Genomic DNA, 19,879 nt, shown 5'->3' on the forward strand with positions numbered 1-19,879 from the left:
TTATAATGATTAAATTGTGATGATTCTACAAGCTGAAAATAAATATAATAAAGTCAAAAGTGGTCTGTATATTGTTGCTACACCAATTGGAAATCTAAGTGATATTACCTTACGAGCTCTAGATGTCTTAAAAAAATCAGACTATATACTATGTGAAGATACCCGTACCTCAAAAAATTTATTAGATAGGTATGAAATTAGGTCAAAGCTAATTTCAAATCATAAATTTAATGAAAAAAAAAATCTGTCAAAAATAATAGATATTTTAAAATCAGAATCTGTCGTGTCACTAATTTCTGATGCTGGAACTCCTTCAGTTTCTGACCCTGGAGCAATATTAATTAATGAGTGTGTGACAAATAAAATTGATATTTTTCCAATATCTGGCGCATCAGCTGTTTCAACTGCCGTCTCCGTCAGTGGTTTTAATGAAAAGTATTTTTTTTATGGATTTTTTCCTGAGAAAAATAATAAGTTAAAAGAGGATTTTGAAAAATTAGCAAATCTAAATAGCTGTATTGTTTTTTTTATATCCCCACGAAAATTTAATAAATCTATAAAAGACATTAGGCTTTATTTTTCAGGTAGAAAAATTTTAATATGTAGAGAAATGACAAAATTTTATGAGGAATATATTAGATCAGATATTAACAATTTAGAACCTTTTGAATCTGACCCAAAAGGAGAGCTAACTATTGTTATTTCTGAAAAGCTTAAAGAAAAAAACTCTTCGATAATTCTTAAAGAATCTGATAAAAAAAATATTCAAAAAATGATTAAAAAATTAAGTATTAAAGATATTACTGATTTGATTAGTCAAAATACCAATGTACCTAAAAAAGAAATTTATAATTATTGTTTAAAACTGAAAAATGAAAAGTAGAATTTTTTTAATAAGTATAATTTTTATAACCATTGCAGGGTGCGTTGGAATAAGCTCAAAAGGTATTTTTGGAACAGGTGTCAGTGTTGCTCTAGACCCAAGATCTTTAGGTACTCAAATAGATGATTCTGTAATGCAAAAAAACTTAGCAGCAAGATTGGTACTAAGAGATAAAAATTACTTATTATCTGTAAGCACAAAGGTTTTAGATGGTAGAATTTTCTTAACAGGAAAAGTTGAAGATCCTGAAGAAAAGCTTCAAATTACAAAATTAGCATGGGAAACAAAAGGGGCCAGGTCAGTCAAGAATGATATCAAGTTAAAAGAAGATTTCAATTTTAAACAATCAGCTAAAGATTTGTTAATAACCTCTCAATTGCGTACAGCTCTAATATTTAATAAAAAAATTAAGGCAAGTAATTATCAAATAGATACTTATAAGAAAAAAATATTTATTTATGGAATTTCTCTAACAGCAGATGAAAGAAAAGAAGTTATAAGTGAAGCTAAAGAAATACTTGATGTTAAAGCTGTTATAGAAAGTATAGTTTTGGTTGAAGATCTAAGAATTCAAAAAAATTAATTCTTTATATAATCGATTACATCAGCAGAGTAAGCAGCAACAGAAGCTAAGTTTATTATTTCTGATGTGGAAGATCTTAAGGGAGCTATTTCTATAGGCTGACCTAAACCAATTAGTAGGGGTCCAATCACTTTTGTATCACCTAAACTTTTCATCATTTTATATGAAATAGCAGCGCTATGCTGTCCTGGCATTATTAAAATATTTGCATTTCCAACTATACTGGAAAAAGGATAAAGCTCTTTATACTCTTCGTTAAGAGCAACATCTGGTTGCATATCTCCATCAAAATCAAAATCTACATTTTTACCTTTTAAAATTTCAACTGCTTTTTTTATATGTTTAGTTCTACTTGTAAGAGGTTGACCAAAGGTTGAATGAGAAACAAAAGCAACTTTTGGAACAAAGCCAAACATTTTAACTACCCTTGCAGATGATATAGCAATTTCAGCAAGCTCTTCTGAGCTTGGATATTCGTTAACACTAGTATCTCCAACAAAAATAGTTTTCCCTTTTGCAACAACCATATTTAAACCAAACATAATCTCTCCTGGCCTAGCATCTATAACTTGTGTAACTTTTTCAAAGGAAGATCCAAACCTTCTAGTGTTTCCAGTCACAGCACCATCAGCATCCCCACATGCTACCATACAAGAAGCCCATATTACCCTGTCGTTTCTCACAAGCCTATCACAGTCTCTTTCCAGTAGACCCTGTTCTCTTTGCATCTTTTTAAACAAAAAATTTACATACTTTTCTCTTTTTTCAGAGTCCTGAGAGTTTATTACCTCAATATTAAAATTTTCATCGTAACCAATTTCTTTTATTCTTTCTTTAATCTTTTCTTTTTTTCCAACTAAAATTGGAATTCCTAATTTTGAATTTTTAAATGCTATTGCAGCTTTAAGGGTGTTTTCGTCCTCACCATCCGCAAAAACAATTCTTTTTTGATTTTTTTTAATATAAGAATTAATACCCTGCATAATAGTAACGGATGGATTAAGCCTTTGTTTAAGTTGTTCTCTATAAATCTCAAAATCTTTAATATTTTTTTTTGCAACACCACTATCCATTGCAGCCTTTGCAACAGCAGCAGGAATTACACTAATTAATCTTGGGTCAAAAGTAGATGGAATTATATAATCTTTTCCATATTTAGGGCGGTCACCACCCATTGCTGCAACAACTTCATCAGGCACATCTTCTCTTGCAAGTTTTGCTATAGCATTTGCAGCAGCTACTTTCATTTCTTCATTAATTGTAGTTGCCCTAACATCTAAAGCGCCCCTAAAAATATATGGAAAACCAATTAAGTTATTTACTTGATTAGGATAATCAGATCTTCCCGTTGCTATAATAGCATCATTTCTTACCTCCATTATTTCTTCAGGAGTTATTTCTGGGTCTGGATTAGCACAAGCAAAAATTATTGGGTTCTCAGCCATAGTTTTTACTAATTCTTTTTTTAAAGCTCCTTTTGCAGACAATCCTAAAAATACGTCAGCTCCACTGATGGCTTCTTCTAGGGTTCTATTTTTTGTATCAATTGCATGGACAGATTTCCACTGGTCCATACCCTCTGCTCTTCCTCTATAAATTACCCCTTTACGATCTAGCATAGTTACATTTTCATTTGGCACGCCACTATTCTTAAATAAATTTGTACAAGCAATTGCAGAAGCACCAGCTCCATTTACAACAACCTTAATGTCTTTTATTGATTTTCCACTTATGTCTAAAGCATTGAGTAATGCTGCAGTAGTTATTATTGCTGTACCATGTTGATCATCATGAAAAATTGGAATATCTAAAATTTCTTTTAATTTTTCTTCAATAACAAAACAGTCGGGGGCAGCTATATCTTCTAAATTAATTCCACCAAAGCTACATGCAAAATTTTTTATACTGTTAATGATTTCGTCTACATCCTGGGAATCAATTTCTAAGTCTATAGAATCTATATCTGCAAATCTTTTGAATAAAACTGCTTTTCCCTCCATGACAGGCTTTGAAGCTAATGCACCTAAATTACCCATACCTAAAATTGCAGAACCATTACTAATCACTGCAACTAGATTTCCTTTGGAAGTATAATCGTAGGCAGTTTCTGGATCATCATAAATAGCCTGAACGGGAACTGCTACACCTGGAGAATAAGCTAATGCCAAATCTCTTTTAGTCGTCATTGGTTTTGAAGAATTTATCTCAATTTTTCCAGGTTTATTCAGGGTATGGAATTCTAAAGCTTCTTTATCAGTATAATGGTCTATTTTAGTTTTTTTCATTTATGGTATTTAGATATACAAATGGAGCTTATTTATGACTAATATGATTTATGAACCTCATTAAGTCAACAGGCACATTTAGCTTTTTTACAATAATAAGCAGACTATTAGGATACCTAAGAGACATATTGATAGCCGTGTTTCTTGGTGCAGGACCTTTGGCAGATGCTTTCTTTGTTGCATTTAGAATCCCAAACACATTTAGAAGATTATTTTCAGAAGGAACATTTAATGCTGCATTTGTTCCTAGCTATTCATTTCTATTAAACAATAAAAAACACTCAGAAAATTTTGCTAACAATATTTTTAATTTACTTATTTTGGGATTATTTTTTTTAGTTATCGTAATTGAAATACTAATGCCATTATTTGTATTTCTGATTGCTCCAGGATTTGAGAGTGATTCACAAAAAATGGAATTAGCTATAATGCTGACAAGAATTACCTTCCCTTTTTTATTATTTATAAGTTTAGCATCTTTTTTCTCTGCTATTCTAAATACACATAATAAGTTTGCCGTAGCTTCAGCAACACCAATTATCTTAAATATTCTTTTAATCGGAGTATTATTATTTGGAAAAATTTTAAATGATAAGCTAGTGTACTACCTATCTTATGCAGTGACTGCATCAGGTATCTTACAGTTTATTTTTTTATATTTTTTTACAAAAAAATACTTTTCTCCAAAAATTAAGCTGTCAATTAAAATTGATAATAAAGTTAAAATCTTTTTTAGAAAATTACTTCCTAGTATTTTTTCTTCTGGTGTTACTCAAATAAATATTTTAATAGGTACTATCATAGCATCATTTCAAGCTAGTGCAGTTTCTTACCTTTATTATGCAGATAGAGTTTATCAAATAAATCTAGCTATTGCTGGAATTGCTATTGGTACAGTTATTTTACCTCAATTATCTAAATATGTTAAAAGTCAAAAGAAAAACAAAATAAACTTGATTCAAAATAAAGCTTTAGAGCTTAGCTTGTTTTTAAGTATACCAGCGGCAACAGCATTGCTTATTGCATCTGAAGAAATTATCTCTTCTTTATTTGGATATGGTTCATTTGACGAATTAAGTGTTAAAAATTCTGCAAAGGCTTTATTTTATTTTGCAATCGGATTACCATCATTTTCTCTTATTAAAGTTTTTTCTGCCTTTTTTTTTGCACGACATAATACAAAAACACCTTTTTATATTTCTTTAATTTCTATTTTGTTGAATGTTTTTATTAGTATTATTTTTTTTAAAGAAATTGGATTCTTGATTATACCAATAGCCACCACAATATCATCTTGGTTTAATGCTATTTTGTTATTTATTTTTTTAAAAACAAACAACTTATTCAGTTTTAATTTGGTTTTTATAGATAGGTTTATTAAAATTTTAATTGCCACAGTATTAATGGGGATATTTTTTAATTACGTAATTTATTTTTTTAATGACAAGCTGATTTATCAAGCAAGCTTCAAAGTAATATATCTAGTTGGCGCAGTAATATTGGGATTAATATTTTATCTTTTAATTGCAATTTTAATCAAGGCTTTTAAAAGAAGCGATATTAATTTAAACTATTAGTATGAGTAAAAAAATTTTTTCAGGAGTGCAACCAACAGGAAACCTTCATTTAGGAAACTATCTTGGTGCAATTAAAAATTTTGTAGAACTTCAGAATGAAAAAGAAAATCAATGTATTTTTTGTGTAGTAGATCTTCACGCAATAACTGTTAAACAAGATCCTAAAGAATTAAAAAAAAATATAAGAGAAACGGCAGCAACATTTATTGCATGTGGGATCGATCCAGTAAAAAGTATAATTTTTAATCAATCAATGGTCTCAGCTCATTCGGAAGCTGCTTGGATTTTAAGTTGTGTGTCAAAAATAGGTTGGCTAAATAGAATGACTCAATTTAAAGAAAAAGCTGGAAAAGATAAAGAAAAAGCTAGTATTGGGCTTTATTCCTACCCAGTTTTAATGGCCGCAGATATTCTACTTTATGATGCAACTCATGTACCTGTTGGGGATGATCAAAAACAGCACTTAGAACTCTGTAGGGATATTGCACAAAAATTTAATAATGATTTTAACGTAATGAATTTTTTGAAAGTACCTGAACCTTTAATACAAAAACAATTTTCTAGGATAATGAGTCTCAAAGATGGAATAAAAAAAATGAGCAAATCAGATCCTTCAGACTTAAGTAGAATTAATCTTACAGATAATAAAGAGGAAATATTAAATAAAATAAAAAAAGCAAAAACAGACCCATTACCTTTACCCAGAGAAATAAAAGGCCTAGCTCAAAGGGCAGAAGCAGAAAATTTATTGGGAATTTATTCAAGTTTAAAAAATCAGAATTTAGAAAGCTCTATAAATGAATTTAATGGAAAAAACTTTTCTGAGTTTAAAAGTAAATTGTCAGAAATATTAATTGAAAAAATTGAGCCAATTTCAAAAGAAATCAAAATATTATTAGATAACAAAGAGTATTTAGATACAATTTTATTAGAAGGATCCAATAAAGCAGACAAAATTGCCTCAAAAAAAATCAAAGAAATTAAAGAATTAGTAGGTTTTTAAAAAAATATATTAATTAGTTTAAATTTTGATATTTACCTTTATATATAAATGCATGTTTGTTCAAACTGAAATAACACCAAACCCAAATTCTCTTAAGTTTTTACCTGGTAAAAATGTATCTAATAAAGGTTCTTTTGAAGTAACAAAAAAAGAAGATACAGACAGTGAATTAGTAAGAAATCTTTTGTCTATTAATGGAGTAACGGGAGTATTTTTAGGGGCAGATTTTTTATCTATAAATAAGAAAGAAGAAGTAATTTGGGAGGATATTAAACACATAGTAATTTCATTAATTAATGATTTTTATTTAACAGGAAAAAAATTTGTAATTGCAAATGAATTATTTGAGAAAAAAAAAGAAGAACATAATGAAATCGAAAAAAAAATTATAAGTATTTTAGAAGCAAAAATTAGGCCAGCTGTTGCAAAAGATGGAGGCGATATAAAATTTAAAGAGTTTAAAGATGGTGTTGTTAAGGTAGAATTACAAGGAAGCTGCTCTGGATGTCCAAGCTCAACCATGACGCTTAAGCAAGGTGTCCAAAATCTTTTATGTCATTATCTTCCTGAAGTAAAAGAAGTTGTTGCGGTATAATTATTGTGGAAAAAAAAATCTCGATTTTAGAAATTAAAAAATATTTAAAAAAAAAAGGTTTTGTAGTATTTAAGAAAAAAAAAGACAATCAACAAAAAGCAACTTTTTATCTTTTATCAAGAACATTTTTATCTAGCCTTGTTATAATTTCTACTTTTATTATTATTCCTGTAATTTCAGATTTTTCTGAAAAAAATAGATTAATTTCTAAAAATTTCGAAAATAACTCAAAAAATAACTTAAAAAAACTATTAGATAATCAAGAAGCAAAGTTAGATGAGGAACTAAATCAAGAATTTTTATTTGAAGATGTATTACAATTTGATGAACAACCTACCGATACTGTAAGATTGAGTGCATCAACAATTGAAGAATTATTTAAATCGACTGATTATAATCTAGAAGATGTAAGAAAAAATAAATTGGTCAAACCAATTTCACTTACATTGTTACCAGGGGAGATTAAAAAAATAGAAAACATAAAGAAAAGAAAAGACCTTTTTATTCAAATTATTTTGCCATTAATAATTGAGGAAAATGATAATATTAGACTTGATAGAAAAAAACTTTTTAGTATTTTAAATAAAAACAAGAATACTAAAGCTGAAAATACTTGGTTAAATTCTAAATACAAACAATACGGAGTAGTAAATAAAGATTTATCAACATTAAAGATTAGAATGGACGAAGTTCCAATTTCTATGGCTATTGCACAAGCTGCGAAAGAAACTGGTTGGGGTACATCAAGATTTGCACAAGAAGGTAACGCACTTTTTGGTCAATGGACTTGGTCTGGTGAAGGAATAAAGCCTTCAGATGCAGATGATAACACCACTCATAAGGTTATGAAATTTAAAGTGTTACAAGCATCTGTCAAAGCATATCAAAGAAATTTAAATACCCATTCTTCTTATAAAGATTTCAGAGCTGCTAGAGCAGAATTGAGAGATGAAGAAAAAAAACTAAGTGGTGTTATTCTTTCTGAATATTTAGATAAATATGCAGAAACAGGTAAAGAATATGTAAAAATCCTACAACAAATAATAAGACAAAATAATTTAACAGATTTTGATGATGCTAAGTTGTTGCCTTCAAGTATGGATTTGGAAAGTTTAATTTAATCTTGGTTTATAGAAAACTGAACTCCAAACCATCTCCATATTCCACTATCGTTAAGTGAACAATTTATTCGTCCTCTTCTAAAATTAAACTGCCCCCTAAAGTTTAAACTTAATGTGTTTTGATTAAAATCAATATTAGACTTTTCCCATTTATCACCCTCATCAGAAAAACAATTAATATTATTTATATTTTTTTGTTCATCAAAAAATTCTACTATAAAATTTGGAGGGTTATCATCATTTTTTAAATATTTTTCAATTGGATATAAAAATTTATATTGTAATGGATTTAGATTGATTAAAAATTCAAATCTTTTTAGATCACCATACTTCTCATTAATTGGAAATCTTGGTAGTTCATATCGATCTTTATTAATATCAATTACTCCAGAGTGTTGACCAAAAGAAAATTTAAAATTTTTAGAAATATATTTTTTTATAAATGTACTATATTCTCCAAAAGGGTAAGAAAAAAAATAGGATTATATCCTAGATTTTCTTTAAAGAGAGAGGATGATGTATCAATATCCTGTATAAATTCTTTATTTTTTAAATCTACTAAATAGCTATGAGAGTGAGAATGATTACCTATGTATACTGCGCTCTCTTTCTCTAATTCTTTAATTTGATTCCAAGTCATGTATCCATTCTTTCCAACAGATTCGGTTGAAACAAAAAGAATAAAAGGGATTTTTTCTTTTTTTAAATAGGGCCAGGCAATTTCATAAAATGAGGAGAATGCATCATCTATAGTGATAAGTATTTTCTTTTCTATCTTTGGGGTATAAAAGTTTTCTTCCAAGTTCTTTGGGTCATAAAAAGTATATTTTAAGTTCTTAATTATTTTGATCTGTTTCTTAAAAATATCCATTTGGATATTAGTTGAAGGGTATTTATTTTCATCAAACCTGTGATACATTAATGAAAGAATACCCTTATCATCAGAATAATATTTGATATTTTTTTCTTCTGCTTTAGAATTAAAACTAAATAACAATATTATAATGGATAATTTAATAGTAGACGCCACTAGAGATAAAATTTTTTTAACGATCATTGTTCGTGGAAATCTTTATACTTGTAGTCATGAAAATAGTAAAATCAATTTTGAAAAATTGATGGTTTTAATTAATGAATTTTTAAAGAATGAGAAATGTTCTCTAGATGATATAGAAGCTATTTATGTTAATAGAGGCCCAGGCAGCTTTGCGGGTATTAGAAACTCATTATCAACAGTGAAAGCTTTATTTTTGACAAAAAAAATTGACTATTATTGCTTTAGTTTTGATGATTTTAAAGAATCTAAGACTACCAAATATGTAGATGTGCCCCAATTATGTGTAAAATATAAAATTAAAAAGAATTTGATTAATCCTATTTATTTAAGTTAAAATTAACTATGTCAGAAAATATTGAACAAAAATGTTTAGCTAAAGGAGTAAAGCTTACAGATCAAAGAAAAATTATTGCTAAAATTATGTCAGAGTCAAATGACCATCCTGATGTAGATGAACTTTATAATAGAGTTTCACAAATTGACTCAAAAATTAGTATTGCAACAGTGTATAGAACAGTAAAATTATTTGAAGAGTCTGGAATTTTAGCAAAACATGAGTTTAAAGGGGGAAAGGCTAGATACGAGGAGTTAAACGAAGGTCATCACGATCACTTAATCGATGTTAAGTCAGGCGAGATTATAGAGTTTGTCGATGAAGAAATTGAAAAGTTACAAGAAAAAATTGCAGACAAATATGGATATCAATTAGTAGACCACAAATTAGAATTATATGGAGTTAAAAAGAAACCCTAATCTAATGTTAAAAAAAATATTTATTAAAACTTTTGGATGTCAAATGAATGAATATGATTCAAATCGTATATTTGATACAGTTAAAAAAATAGGTTTTGAAAAAACAGATAAGTATGAAGATGCAAATTGTTATCTTTTAAATACATGTCACATAAGAGACAAAGCAAAAGAAAAAGTTTATCACGAAATTGGAAGAGTAAAAAAGATTTTTAGATTAAAAAAGAAACCAATTGTGATTGTAGCTGGATGTGTTGCGCAAGCAGAAAATCAAGAAATGTTAAAGAGAGAGTCTTATATTGATATAGTTATTGGACCACAGTCGTATCATAAAATTAATAACATCATACAAGAACATATAAATAATAAAAAAAAAAGAAGAAACTGATTTTGACACAATTTCAAAGTTTAATTATTTAAGTAAAATTAAAAATAAAGATAGTAAAGTATCTTCTTTTTTAACAATCCAGGAGGGATGTGATAAGTTCTGTCATTTTTGCGTTGTTCCATATACACGTGGCCCCGAATACTCTCGACCATTTGATCAAATTATAAATGAGGCCAAGGAGATAGTTAAAAGTGGCGCTAAAGAAATTATTCTTTTAGGTCAAAATGTTAATGCATACAGATATAAAGGAAAAAATAAGGAATTTAGGTTATCCGATTTATTGTTGGAGCTAGAAAGCTTTACTGAGCTGGAGAGAATTAGATATACTACGTCTCACCCTAAAGACATGACTGATGATTTAATAAATGTTTATAAAAAATTAACCAAATTAATGCCTTTAGTTCATCTACCAGTTCAGAGTGGATCAAATAAAATTTTGAAACTAATGAATAGAAAGCACACTATTGAAGAATATTTAATAATTTATGAAAAGTTAAAAAAGATTAATTCCAATATAGAGTTTTCAAGTGATTTTATTATTGGATACCCAGAAGAAAGTGATAATGATTTTGAACAAACAATGGAGTTAATTCAAAAAATAAAATTCTCCAACTCTTATTCTTTTATTTTTAGCCCAAGACCGGGCACTGTGGCTGCGAATCTAAAATTGGTTGATAAAAAAAAATCAAAAGAAAGATTAGAAATAATACAAAAGAGATTATTTGAAAATCAGATAAATAAAAATAAATCTTTAGAGGGCAAGATTCTTAATGTTTTAGTCGAAAACAAAATGAAAGATGGAATTAAACTATTTGGTAGGACGGAATATATGACATCTGTTATTTTTGATGGCAATACTGACTGTATAGGAAAGATTGTAAAGATAGAAATAACTAGCAGTAATCAAAATAGTTTATTTGGAAAACTTCAGGAAGATTATAAACAGAAGGTAGCCTAAAAGTTGAACAACGTAATTTCAAAAAAAATTAATTCCACTTTAAAATTTGTTTATTCTGATAACAACTCTTTGAGCGTTATATTTCAAGATAATGATTTGTTAATGGGTGTAGTTGGTGAATTTAATGAAAATCTAAAAGAACTAGAAAAAATTACCAATACCAATCTATATTCTAGAGGTAATTCTATTTTGATAAAAGCAACACCAGAACAGAATGTAATTGCAAAAAATGCAATTCAATTTTTAGCCAACCAGTTTATGATTAATGGTAGTATAGAAAAAAAAGATATAATCTCTTCAGTAGATAAATTTATGATCGAAGAAAAAGTAAAAAACAATAATATTTCAGACATAATTAAAACTCCAAAAAAATCAGTTATTCCTAGGTCTGAAAAACAAAAAGAATATGTAAGAGCTTTAAGGCAAAGTGATATTATTATATCAGCTGGTCCTGCGGGAACAGGTAAAACATTTTTGGCTGTTGCAGTTGGCCTGACATTGTTACTCGATAAAAAGATTGAAAGAATTATTTTATCAAGGCCAGCAGTGGAGGCTGGTGAAAGATTAGGTTTTTTACCAGGAGATATGAAAGAAAAAGTAGACCCTTATCTAAGACCTTTATATGATTCTCTATATGATCTCTTTGACTTTGAAAAAATTCAAAGAATGATTGAGGTTGGAGACATTGAAATAGCACCTTTGGCATTTATGAGAGGTAGGACTTTAAAAAACTCCTTTGCAATTTTAGATGAGGCACAAAATGCAACAGATACACAGATTAAAATGTTTTTAACACGTATTGGAGAAAATTCGAAAATAGTTATAAATGGAGACCCATCTCAAATTGACTTACCTCAAAAGAATATGTCTGGATTAAATAGATCTAAAAAACTACTAGGACATCTAAACGAAATTTCAGTAGTAGATTTTGATCATTCTGACGTAGTTAGACACCCCTTGGTCTCAAAAATCGTAAAAGCGTATTCAGATCAAGAAAATGATTAGCATTGATGTAATCTCTGAGAGCAATCTTTGGAGAAAAAAAATTAAAAAGCCTGACATTTTTTTTAACACTCTGGTGAAAGGTTTTCCCAAGGAATACAGGTTTATTAAAAAAAAGATAAGTTTAACTATTTTACTTTCAAATAATAAAAATATTAAAAGATTAAATAATAAATTTAGAAATAAAGATAAATCAACAGATGTCTTATCTTTTCCTTCTGAAAAAAAAATTAATATAAAAAAATTATCTTATATCGGAGATATTGTTATTAGTTATGAGTTTATGAATAAACCAAAAGCTTTAAGCACTATAGAGTTTAAGAGCAAAGTTACTAAGATTTTTATTCATGGTTTTCTTCATTTATTAGGCTATGACCATATTAAATTAAAAGATTTTAAAGAGATGATAATTGAAGAAGAAAAAATTTATCAAACTATTGAAAAAAAAATTGTCAAACTTGTTTAAAAAAAATTTTTTAGATTCATTTTATATTATTTTTTTAGGAGCAATAAGCTCTTATAGTCTACCACCATATAATTATTTTATAATTAATTTTATTACTTTTTCATTATTTTTTATTTTTATCTTTAATAAAAAAAAGAAACATCTAATACTAAATCTTTTTTTAAATATGGATGGTATTTTGGATTTGGATATTTTTTATTTAGTCTATATTGGATATCAATTTCATTGACATTTGATCAGGATTTTAAGTTTCTCATTCCAGTTACTATAATTTTATTGCCAGCCTTTTTAGCTATATTTTATGGCTTAATCACTTATTTATTTTCAACTCTTTATTCAAAAAATGTGGTTAGTTCGTTCTTAATTTTTTCAATTTTATTTGGGATAATTGAATTTATTAGGGGTTCTATACTTACAGGCTTTCCTTGGAATTTAATTTCATTTAGTTTTTCAAACAATATTTATTTTATTCAAATTCTTTCTATTATTGGAACCTATTCCTTTAATTTAATCTGTATTTCTTTATTTACTATCCCTGCCTTATTTATTTTAAGAAACAGCAGAACAGAAATTATAATTTGTTCTTTCTTTATTTTAGTATCTGCTGCTTTTTTAATATTTGGTAAAATAAAAAATGATAATTTTAGTTCACTAGAAAGTGTAAAAAACTCTTATGTAATTAAAGCAATATCACCAAATATAAGTCTAAATAGATTTTATTCAAAACAAGATGAGTTAAAAATAATTAATGAGCTTATAGAGCTAAGTGCCCCATCAAAAATAGAGCCTACAATATATTTATGGCCAGAAGGTATCATTCCTGACAGTTACTTAAGAGACATGAGTATTTATAAAAACTTATTTTTAAATAAATTTGGAGAAGATGACCTAATCATCATGGGCATAAATAGCATAGAGACAAAAAATAATAAAAATTTATTTTATAACACAATGGCTGTATTTAATTACAAGCTAGATATTATTGCAAAATATAATAAAGTTAATTTGGTACCATTTGGAGAATTTATCCCTCTTGAAAGTATTTTTAGTTTAATAGGCCTTAAAACAGTAACTAATAGTTATCAATCGTTCTCCAGTGGGGAAAGGAGGATTCCACTTAATGTAAGAAATAGTAAAATTGATTTAAATTTACTTCCTTTAATATGTTACGAAATAATTTATTCAGGTAAGTTGTCTAGAGAGAATAATTTTGACTATATAATTAATATTTCAGAAGATGGTTGGTTTGGAAATTCTATAGGCCCAAAGCAACACTTCTCGCACAGTATATTTAGATCTATTGAAAGTGGCAAATATATCATTAGGTCTACAAACAATGGAATTTCTGCAATTATTAATCCTATGGGAATTATAGAACAAGAAGTAGAATTTGGATCAACAGGTTACGTAGAGCTATCTAAGAGTAAATTAGTTAAATCTACACCTTTTATGTTACATGGGAATAAAGTCTTTTTAATATTAACTTTAATATATATTTTTTTCATTTTTTCATTTAATAGACTTAAGCATGAGTAATTTAAAAAATTTTTTATTCACTAGTGAGTCAGTTTCAGAAGGTCATCCTGACAAAGTATCAGATCGTATTTCAGATATGGTAGTAGACAGTTACCTAGCTGGAGATCCTTTTTCTAGAGTTGCATGTGAGACGCTAACCACAACAAACAAAGTAGTTCTTGCTGGAGAAGTAAGAGGTCCAGAGATTAAAGAGAAAGACCTTATTCAAAAAGTTAGAGATTGCATCAAAGATATTGGCTATGATCAAGAAGGTTTTACATGGAGAGAAGCGACAAGGGTAGAAAGTCATCTTCATTCACAATCTGCAGATATAGCTATGGGTGTAGATTCTCTAGGTAATAAAGATGAGGGGGCTGGAGATCAAGGAATAATGTTTGGATATGCATGTAACGAAACAGAGGAATTAATGCCAGCACCTATTCATTATTCGCACAAAATTTTAAGACTTATGGCAGAAGACAGAAAGTCTGGGATATTAAAAAATATAGAACCAGATTCAAAAAGCCAGGTTACCTTTGAATACATTAATGGAAAACCAACTAAAGTAAAATCAGTTGTCATATCCTCTCAACATTCTGCAGATATAAATCAAGCTAAAGTAAGAGAGTTATTAACACCTTATATGTTAAAATCTATTCCAGAAATTTTTTTAAAAGATTTTGATGAAAAAGAATTTTATGTAAACCCAACTGGAAATTTTGTAATAGGTGGACCAGATGGAGACTGTGGTTTAACAGGTAGAAAAATTATTGTGGACACTTATGGTGGAGCAGCACCACATGGTGGTGGAGCTTTTTCTGGTAAGGATCCAACTAAAGTAGATAGATCAGCAGCTTATGCTGCAAGATATATAGCAAAAAATATTGTTGCTTCTAACATTACTGAAAAATGCTTAATTCAACTAGCTTACGCAATTGGAGTTTCTAAACCTTTGTCGATCTATGTAGACCTTTTTGATAATGATTTAGAAAAAAATAAATTTGTTACAGAAAAAATTTCAGAAAATTTTGATTTAAGCCCAAGAGGAATAAGAGAAATGCTGGGTTTAAATAAACCTATTTATGAAAAAACAGCAGCTTATGGTCACTTTGGAAGAGCACCAGAAGCAAATGGCTCATTTTCATGGGAAAAAACTGATAAAAAGGATGTTTTTTCTAAATAGTTACTATTGTATTAAAAAAAATTCTTTATATATTGCCCTTACATTATTGAGATTACAAAATGGGCTCTAGCCCATTTTTTTTTGGAGCTAATAAAAATATGTTAAATAGAAGATCAGATAAATTAGAATTATTAAGAATTGCCGAAGCAGTTGCTTTAGAAAAGTCTATTGATAAAGAATTAATTATTGATTCCATGGAAACAGGAATTGCAAAAGCTGCTAAATCTAAATTTGGGCAAGACAATGAAATTAAAGTTTTAATAGATAGAGAAAATGGTGATATTGGAATTTTTAGAAAACTAATCGTTGTAGAGACACCTGAAAATATAAACACTGAAATTAATCTTCAAGATGCAATTATCTTAAACGAAGCGAACAAAGATAAAAAAATTGGTGACGAAATTTTACAGCCACTACCTTCTTTTGATTTTGGAAGAATAGCTGCACAGACAGCAAAACAGGTTATTAGCTTCAATGTAAGAGAAGCAGAGCGTGAAAGACAATATAACGATTTTATAGATAAAAAAGATTCAATTCTAAGTGGTATTGTTAAACGTTTAGAATTTGGAAATGTAATAGTTGATTTGGGTAGAACTGAAGCAATTATCCAAAAAAATGAAATGATTCCTAGAGAAAATATTAAAGCTGGCGAAAGAATTAAAGCTTATTGTTATGATGTGAAAAGAGAAACTAGAGGACAACAAATATTCTTATCAAGAGCACATCCAAAATTTATGGAAAAATTATTTGTTCAAGAGGTTCCGGAAATTTATGATGGTTTAATTGAAATTAAATCATCAGCAAGAGACCCTGGAAGTAGAGCAAAAATTTGTGTCAAAGCTGTTGATACTTCACTGGACCCAGTAGGAGCTTGTGTAGGTATGAGAGGGTCAAGAGTTCAAGCAGTAGTTAACGAATTACAGGGAGAAAAAATTGATATTGTTAATTGGTCTGAAGATCCAGCAATAGTAGTTTCAAATGCATTATCACCAGCAGAAGTTCAAAGAGTAAACGTTGACAGTATTGCAAAAAAACTAGATGTAATCTTAACTGAAGAAAACCTAAGCAAAGCAATTGGCCGTAGAGGTCAAAATGTTAGATTGGCTACAAAGTTGCTAAATTATGAAATTAACATAATGACTGATGCAGAAGACTCAGAAAGAAGACAATCTGAATTTAAAGAAAAAACAGAAAACTTTGTTAAAAATTTAGAGCTAGATGAAACTTTAGGACAATTACTTGTTGCAGAAGGTTTTTCTTCAATTTCAGATATTAAGGATAGCACTCCTGAAAGTTTAATGAAAATTGAGGGCATAGAAGAAGATACTGCTAAAGCCCTGATTGAGAGAGCAAAAGAGTTTTATCAAAAAGATCAAGAAGATATAACTAAAAGAATTAAAGATTTAGGACTTAAAGATGATCTTATAAATCATAAAGGGTTAACCCCAGGTATGTTAGTTACTTTAGGAGAACAAAAGATTTTAAAACTAGAAGACTTCGCAGACCTTGCATCAGATGAATTAACAGGTGGTTATGATGTTATAAAAGGTGAAAGAATTAAAATCCAAGGATATCTTGAAGATTTCGCTTTATCAAAAACTGAAGCTGATGAATTAATTATGTCTGCAAGAAATATAATTTATAAAGATTGAGTAATGAAATATGGAAAACAAAAAAACAAAATTAACATTATCTGGCATAGCCAAGAAGTCGATAGATAATATAGAGTTAGCAAAAACTCAAAGTAAAAACTCAGTTGTAATTGAAAAAAAACCAAACAAATTTGCTCCTAGGGGTAATTTTAGTAGACCTGCTAGTGTAAGATCGAAAGCAGCAGTAAGTCCTGCGGGAAACTTAACTTCAAGAGCCACGACAACACCCAAACCATCTTCACCAATTACAAATGACTATGAAAAACGTAAATTAGCTGAACAAAGAGCAACTAGAAGGCTTAAAGGTGATGCCGGAGATAAAGGAAAGCCTGACACAAAAAAAAGAGAATTAAAGTTAACAGTTTCAAGAGCCTTAAGTGACGAGATTGAAGCAAGATCAAGAAGTATGGCTTCACTTAAGAGGGCAAAATTAAAAGAAAATAGAGAGCTTACTAAAGAAGAGATTCAAGAAAGTTTAAAACCAATAAAGAGAGATGTTAACATTCCAGAAGCTATTACAGTTAGAGAGCTAGCTAACAGGATGGCTGAACAATCGAACAATGTTATAAAATATTTATTTGGAATGGGAGTAACAGTTACTATCAACCAAACATTAGCAGCAGATACTGCAGAATATTTAGTAAAAGAATTTGGACACAACCCCATAAGAGAAACAAAGGCTGAAGAAATTATTCAAAAAATTAAAGAGTCCAGGTCTGAAAATTTAAAAAATAGACCACCAATAGTGACTGTAATGGGTCATGTTGATCATGGTAAAACTTCAGTGCTAGATGTTTTAAGAAGTGCAAATGTTGTTTTAGGAGAATTTGGTGGGATTACACAACACATAGGTGCTTATCAAATAGAACATGAATCAAGTAAAATAACTTTTATAGATACCCCGGGTCACGCAGCCTTCACTGAGATGAGAGCGAGAGGATCAAAACTAACAGATGTCGTAGTTTTAGTTGTTGCAGCGGATGATGGTGTTAAGCCTCAAACAATCGAATCTATAAAACATGCAAAAGCTGCAAATGTTCCAATAGTTGTTGCAATAAATAAATGTGATTTACCAGAGGCAGACCCACAAAAAATTAAAAATCAACTTTTAGAATATGAACTTATTGCAGAAGATTTGTCAGGAGATACCTTGATGGTTGAAATCTCTGCGAAAACGAAAAAAAATTTAAATAAATTAGTAGAGGCAGTTGTATTACAAGCTGAAATTTTAGACTTAAAAACTGATTTTGAATCTAAAGCAACAGGAATTGTTTTAGAATCAAAAATTGATGTGGGCAGAGGGGCTGTGGCAACTGTTGTGGTGACATCAGGAACAATTAAAAGAGGTGATTTTTTTGTTAGTGGAATGAAATGGGGAAAAGTACGAGCTTTAATTAATGATAAAGGAAAAACTATTGATGAAGCGCCTCCATCAACTCCAGTTGAAATTTTAGGTATTAATGGCCCAGCTAAATCTGGAGATGATTTTATTGTTTTAGACTCTGAGAAAGAAGCAAAAACACTAAGTGAGACTAGAGCTGATGAAACAAAAACGGGAGGTAGCCCTTTAACTTTTGCAACTCAAGACTCTGCTTTTGCAGATAAGTCAGCTGCAGAATTAAATATTATAATAAAATCAGATGTACATGGTTCTGCTGAAGCAATTAAAAGCGCAATTAATCAAATTACACACGATGAAGTTAAACCTAAAATTATTTTATCAGATATTGGAATGATAACAGAAACTGATGTAACTTTAGCAAAAGCATCTGATGCTACTCTAATCGCATTTAATGTTAAGCCCAGCAAAGAGGCAAAAAAATTAGCAGAGAACGAAAAAATTAAAATTTCTTCATATAATATTATTTATGAGGTTTTAGATTATATTAAATTGAGAATGTCGGGACTTCTTGCTCCAGATATTCAAGAAACAATTAATGGTACAGCTCAAATTTTAGAAATTTTCAAGGTTTCAGGAACTGGAAAAGTTGCAGGTTCTAAAGTAACCGAAGGAGAAATAGCCAGTGGCGCAAATGCTAGGTTAATTAGAGATGGATTAATTATTTATACTGGTAAGATTAGTACAATTTTTAGAGAAAAAGATCAGGCTAAACAGGTTAGCAATGGCCAAGAATGTGGAATAACACTTAAAGACTTTGTTGATTTTCAAAAAAACGATACAATAGAGGCTTATAGTACAACTTCTACTGAGAGAACAGTGTAATGGTTGATAAAACAGGAAAACCGGTATCACAAAGACAATTACGTGTTGGAGAGATGATTAAACAATCTTTAGGTATGATTTTTGCTAGAAATGAAGCTAAGGTGCCAAATTTAGAAACTAACACCGTTACGGTTACAGAAGTAAAAATGAGTCAAGACCTTAAAATTGCAAAAGCATATGTATTGCCTCTAGGGGGAAAAGATACAGAAAAAGTTATTAAAAAATTAAGAGAATATTCTTTTTTAATTAGAAAAGTTTTATCTAAAAAAGTATTTATGAAATATATACCAAAGATACTTTTTGCAAAAGATGACTCTTTTGAATATGCAGAAAAAATAGAAAACTTAATAAAACAAACAAACAAATAGGAAAATAAATAGTATGACGAAAAAAGCAGAAGAATTAAAAATGCATGAGAAGGATACTGGTTCTTCAGAGGTACAAATTGCATTATTAACAGGTAAAATTGAAACTCTTTCAGCACATATCAAACAATTCAAAAAAGATAAACACTCTTCGGTTGGATTGTTAAGAGCAGTAAATAGAAGAAAAAAATTGTTAGAATATTTAAAGAAAAATAAATTCGATTCTTACAAAAATGTATTAACACAATTAAATTTAAGAAAATAGATAGAAG

17 protein-coding genes and 2 pseudogenes are annotated in these 19,879 nt (G+C 29.0%); 17 read left to right on the forward strand and 2 right to left on the reverse strand.

The window, feature by feature from the left end:
• The first annotated feature begins 19 nt into the window (after positions 1 to 19).
• Together rsmI and ABXT63_RS07060 are read left to right on the forward strand one after the other, a co-directional pair.
• A complete protein-coding gene (gene rsmI / locus ABXT63_RS07055; protein ID WP_415321978.1) occupies positions 20 to 883 on the forward strand; it encodes a 16S rRNA (cytidine(1402)-2'-O)-methyltransferase in 864 nt (287 codons plus the stop codon).
• A complete protein-coding gene (locus tag ABXT63_RS07060) occupies positions 873 to 1,466 on the forward strand; it encodes a BON domain-containing protein (protein ID WP_415320853.1) in 594 nt (197 codons plus the stop codon). The genes rsmI and ABXT63_RS07060 overlap by 11 nt, the downstream gene beginning before the upstream one ends.
• On the opposite strand, the gene ABXT63_RS07065 is transcribed toward ABXT63_RS07060, so the two are convergent.
• The gene (locus tag ABXT63_RS07065; RefSeq protein WP_415320854.1) at positions 1,463 to 3,751 is read right to left on the reverse strand and encodes an NADP-dependent malic enzyme; all 2,289 of its coding nucleotides are present in this window, start codon (positions 3,749 to 3,751) and stop codon (positions 1,463 to 1,465) included. The genes ABXT63_RS07060 and ABXT63_RS07065 overlap by 4 nt on opposite strands.
• Positions 3,752 to 3,801: 50 nt before the next feature.
• On the opposite strand from ABXT63_RS07065, the gene murJ reads away from it, so the two are divergent.
• The 4 genes from murJ to ABXT63_RS07085 are packed head-to-tail and all read left to right on the forward strand — an operon-like array spanning position 3,802 to position 8,047.
• Positions 3,802 to 5,328: a murein biosynthesis integral membrane protein MurJ gene (gene murJ, locus ABXT63_RS07070; protein ID WP_415320855.1), complete on the forward strand. Its 1,527-nt coding sequence runs from the start codon at positions 3,802 to 3,804 to the stop codon at positions 5,326 to 5,328.
• Between the two features lies 1 nt (position 5,329).
• Positions 5,330 to 6,331, forward strand: coding sequence for a tryptophan--tRNA ligase (gene trpS, locus ABXT63_RS07075; RefSeq protein ID WP_415320856.1), 1,002 nt, complete (start codon positions 5,330 to 5,332; stop codon positions 6,329 to 6,331).
• A 52-nt stretch (positions 6,332 to 6,383) separates the two neighbouring features.
• Positions 6,384 to 6,926: a NifU family protein gene (locus ABXT63_RS07080; RefSeq protein ID WP_415320857.1), complete on the forward strand. Its 543-nt coding sequence runs from the start codon at positions 6,384 to 6,386 to the stop codon at positions 6,924 to 6,926.
• Positions 6,927 to 6,931: 5 nt separating this feature from the next.
• Entirely contained in the window at positions 6,932 to 8,047 is a 1,116-nt protein-coding gene (locus tag ABXT63_RS07085; protein WP_415320858.1) for a glucosaminidase domain-containing protein, read from the forward strand.
• A gap of 436 nt (positions 8,048 to 8,483) precedes the next feature.
• Here the strand turns inward: ABXT63_RS07085 and ABXT63_RS07090 are convergent, their stop codons facing one another.
• The gene (locus ABXT63_RS07090; protein WP_415320859.1) at positions 8,484 to 9,044 is read right to left on the reverse strand and encodes a polysaccharide deacetylase family protein; all 561 of its coding nucleotides are present in this window, start codon (positions 9,042 to 9,044) and stop codon (positions 8,484 to 8,486) included.
• 7 nt (positions 9,045 to 9,051) lie between these two features.
• Here ABXT63_RS07090 and ABXT63_RS07095 point away from each other — a divergent pair, with 7 nt between their 5' ends.
• The 11 genes and pseudogenes from ABXT63_RS07095 (at position 9,052) to rpsO (ending at position 19,872) form a co-directional block, all read left to right on the forward strand.
• Complete coding sequence (locus ABXT63_RS07095) at positions 9,052 to 9,438, forward strand: peptidase M22 (protein WP_415320860.1); 387 nt, start codon at positions 9,052 to 9,054, stop codon at positions 9,436 to 9,438.
• 8 nt (positions 9,439 to 9,446) lie between these two features.
• Entirely contained in the window at positions 9,447 to 9,857 is a 411-nt protein-coding gene (locus ABXT63_RS07100; RefSeq protein WP_415320861.1) for a Fur family transcriptional regulator, read from the forward strand.
• Positions 9,835 to 11,200, forward strand: a pseudogene (miaB, locus tag ABXT63_RS07105) (tRNA (N6-isopentenyl adenosine(37)-C2)-methylthiotransferase MiaB). Before ABXT63_RS07100 ends, miaB begins: the two are co-directional and overlap by 23 nt.
• Before the next feature lie 3 nt (positions 11,201 to 11,203).
• The gene (locus ABXT63_RS07110; protein WP_415320862.1) at positions 11,204 to 12,205 is read left to right on the forward strand and encodes a PhoH family protein; all 1,002 of its coding nucleotides are present in this window, start codon (positions 11,204 to 11,206) and stop codon (positions 12,203 to 12,205) included.
• Positions 12,198 to 12,668, forward strand: coding sequence for an rRNA maturation RNase YbeY (gene ybeY / locus ABXT63_RS07115; protein ID WP_415320863.1), 471 nt, complete (start codon positions 12,198 to 12,200; stop codon positions 12,666 to 12,668). Before ABXT63_RS07110 ends, ybeY begins: the two co-directional genes overlap by 8 nt.
• Positions 12,669 to 12,872: 204 nt before the next feature.
• Positions 12,873 to 14,204 (forward strand): annotated as a pseudogene (lnt, locus tag ABXT63_RS07120) (apolipoprotein N-acyltransferase); the annotation flags it as partial.
• Positions 14,197 to 15,366, forward strand: coding sequence for a methionine adenosyltransferase (gene metK / locus ABXT63_RS07125; protein WP_415320864.1), 1,170 nt, complete (start codon positions 14,197 to 14,199; stop codon positions 15,364 to 15,366). The pseudogene lnt and the gene metK, both read left to right, overlap by 8 nt.
• Positions 15,367 to 15,464: 98 nt before the next feature.
• Positions 15,465 to 17,018, forward strand: a complete 1,554-nt coding sequence (gene nusA / locus ABXT63_RS07130) for a transcription termination factor NusA (RefSeq protein WP_415320865.1) — start codon at positions 15,465 to 15,467, stop codon at positions 17,016 to 17,018.
• A gap of 10 nt (positions 17,019 to 17,028) precedes the next feature.
• On the forward strand, positions 17,029 to 19,242 hold the full coding sequence (gene infB, locus ABXT63_RS07135) for a translation initiation factor IF-2 (protein WP_415320866.1): 2,214 nt from the start codon (positions 17,029 to 17,031) through the stop codon (positions 19,240 to 19,242).
• The gene (gene rbfA, locus ABXT63_RS07140; protein ID WP_415304024.1) at positions 19,242 to 19,610 is read left to right on the forward strand and encodes a 30S ribosome-binding factor RbfA; all 369 of its coding nucleotides are present in this window, start codon (positions 19,242 to 19,244) and stop codon (positions 19,608 to 19,610) included. The genes infB and rbfA overlap by 1 nt, the downstream gene beginning before the upstream one ends.
• A gap of 13 nt (positions 19,611 to 19,623) precedes the next feature.
• On the forward strand, positions 19,624 to 19,872 hold the full coding sequence (gene rpsO, locus ABXT63_RS07145; protein ID WP_006997516.1) for a 30S ribosomal protein S15: 249 nt from the start codon (positions 19,624 to 19,626) through the stop codon (positions 19,870 to 19,872).
• The last annotated feature ends 7 nt before the right edge of the window (positions 19,873 to 19,879 follow it).

Origin of the sequence: Candidatus Pelagibacter sp. Uisw_092, assembly GCF_047729545.1 — a bacterium.
Classification (GTDB): Bacteria; Pseudomonadota; Alphaproteobacteria; order Pelagibacterales; family Pelagibacteraceae; genus Pelagibacter.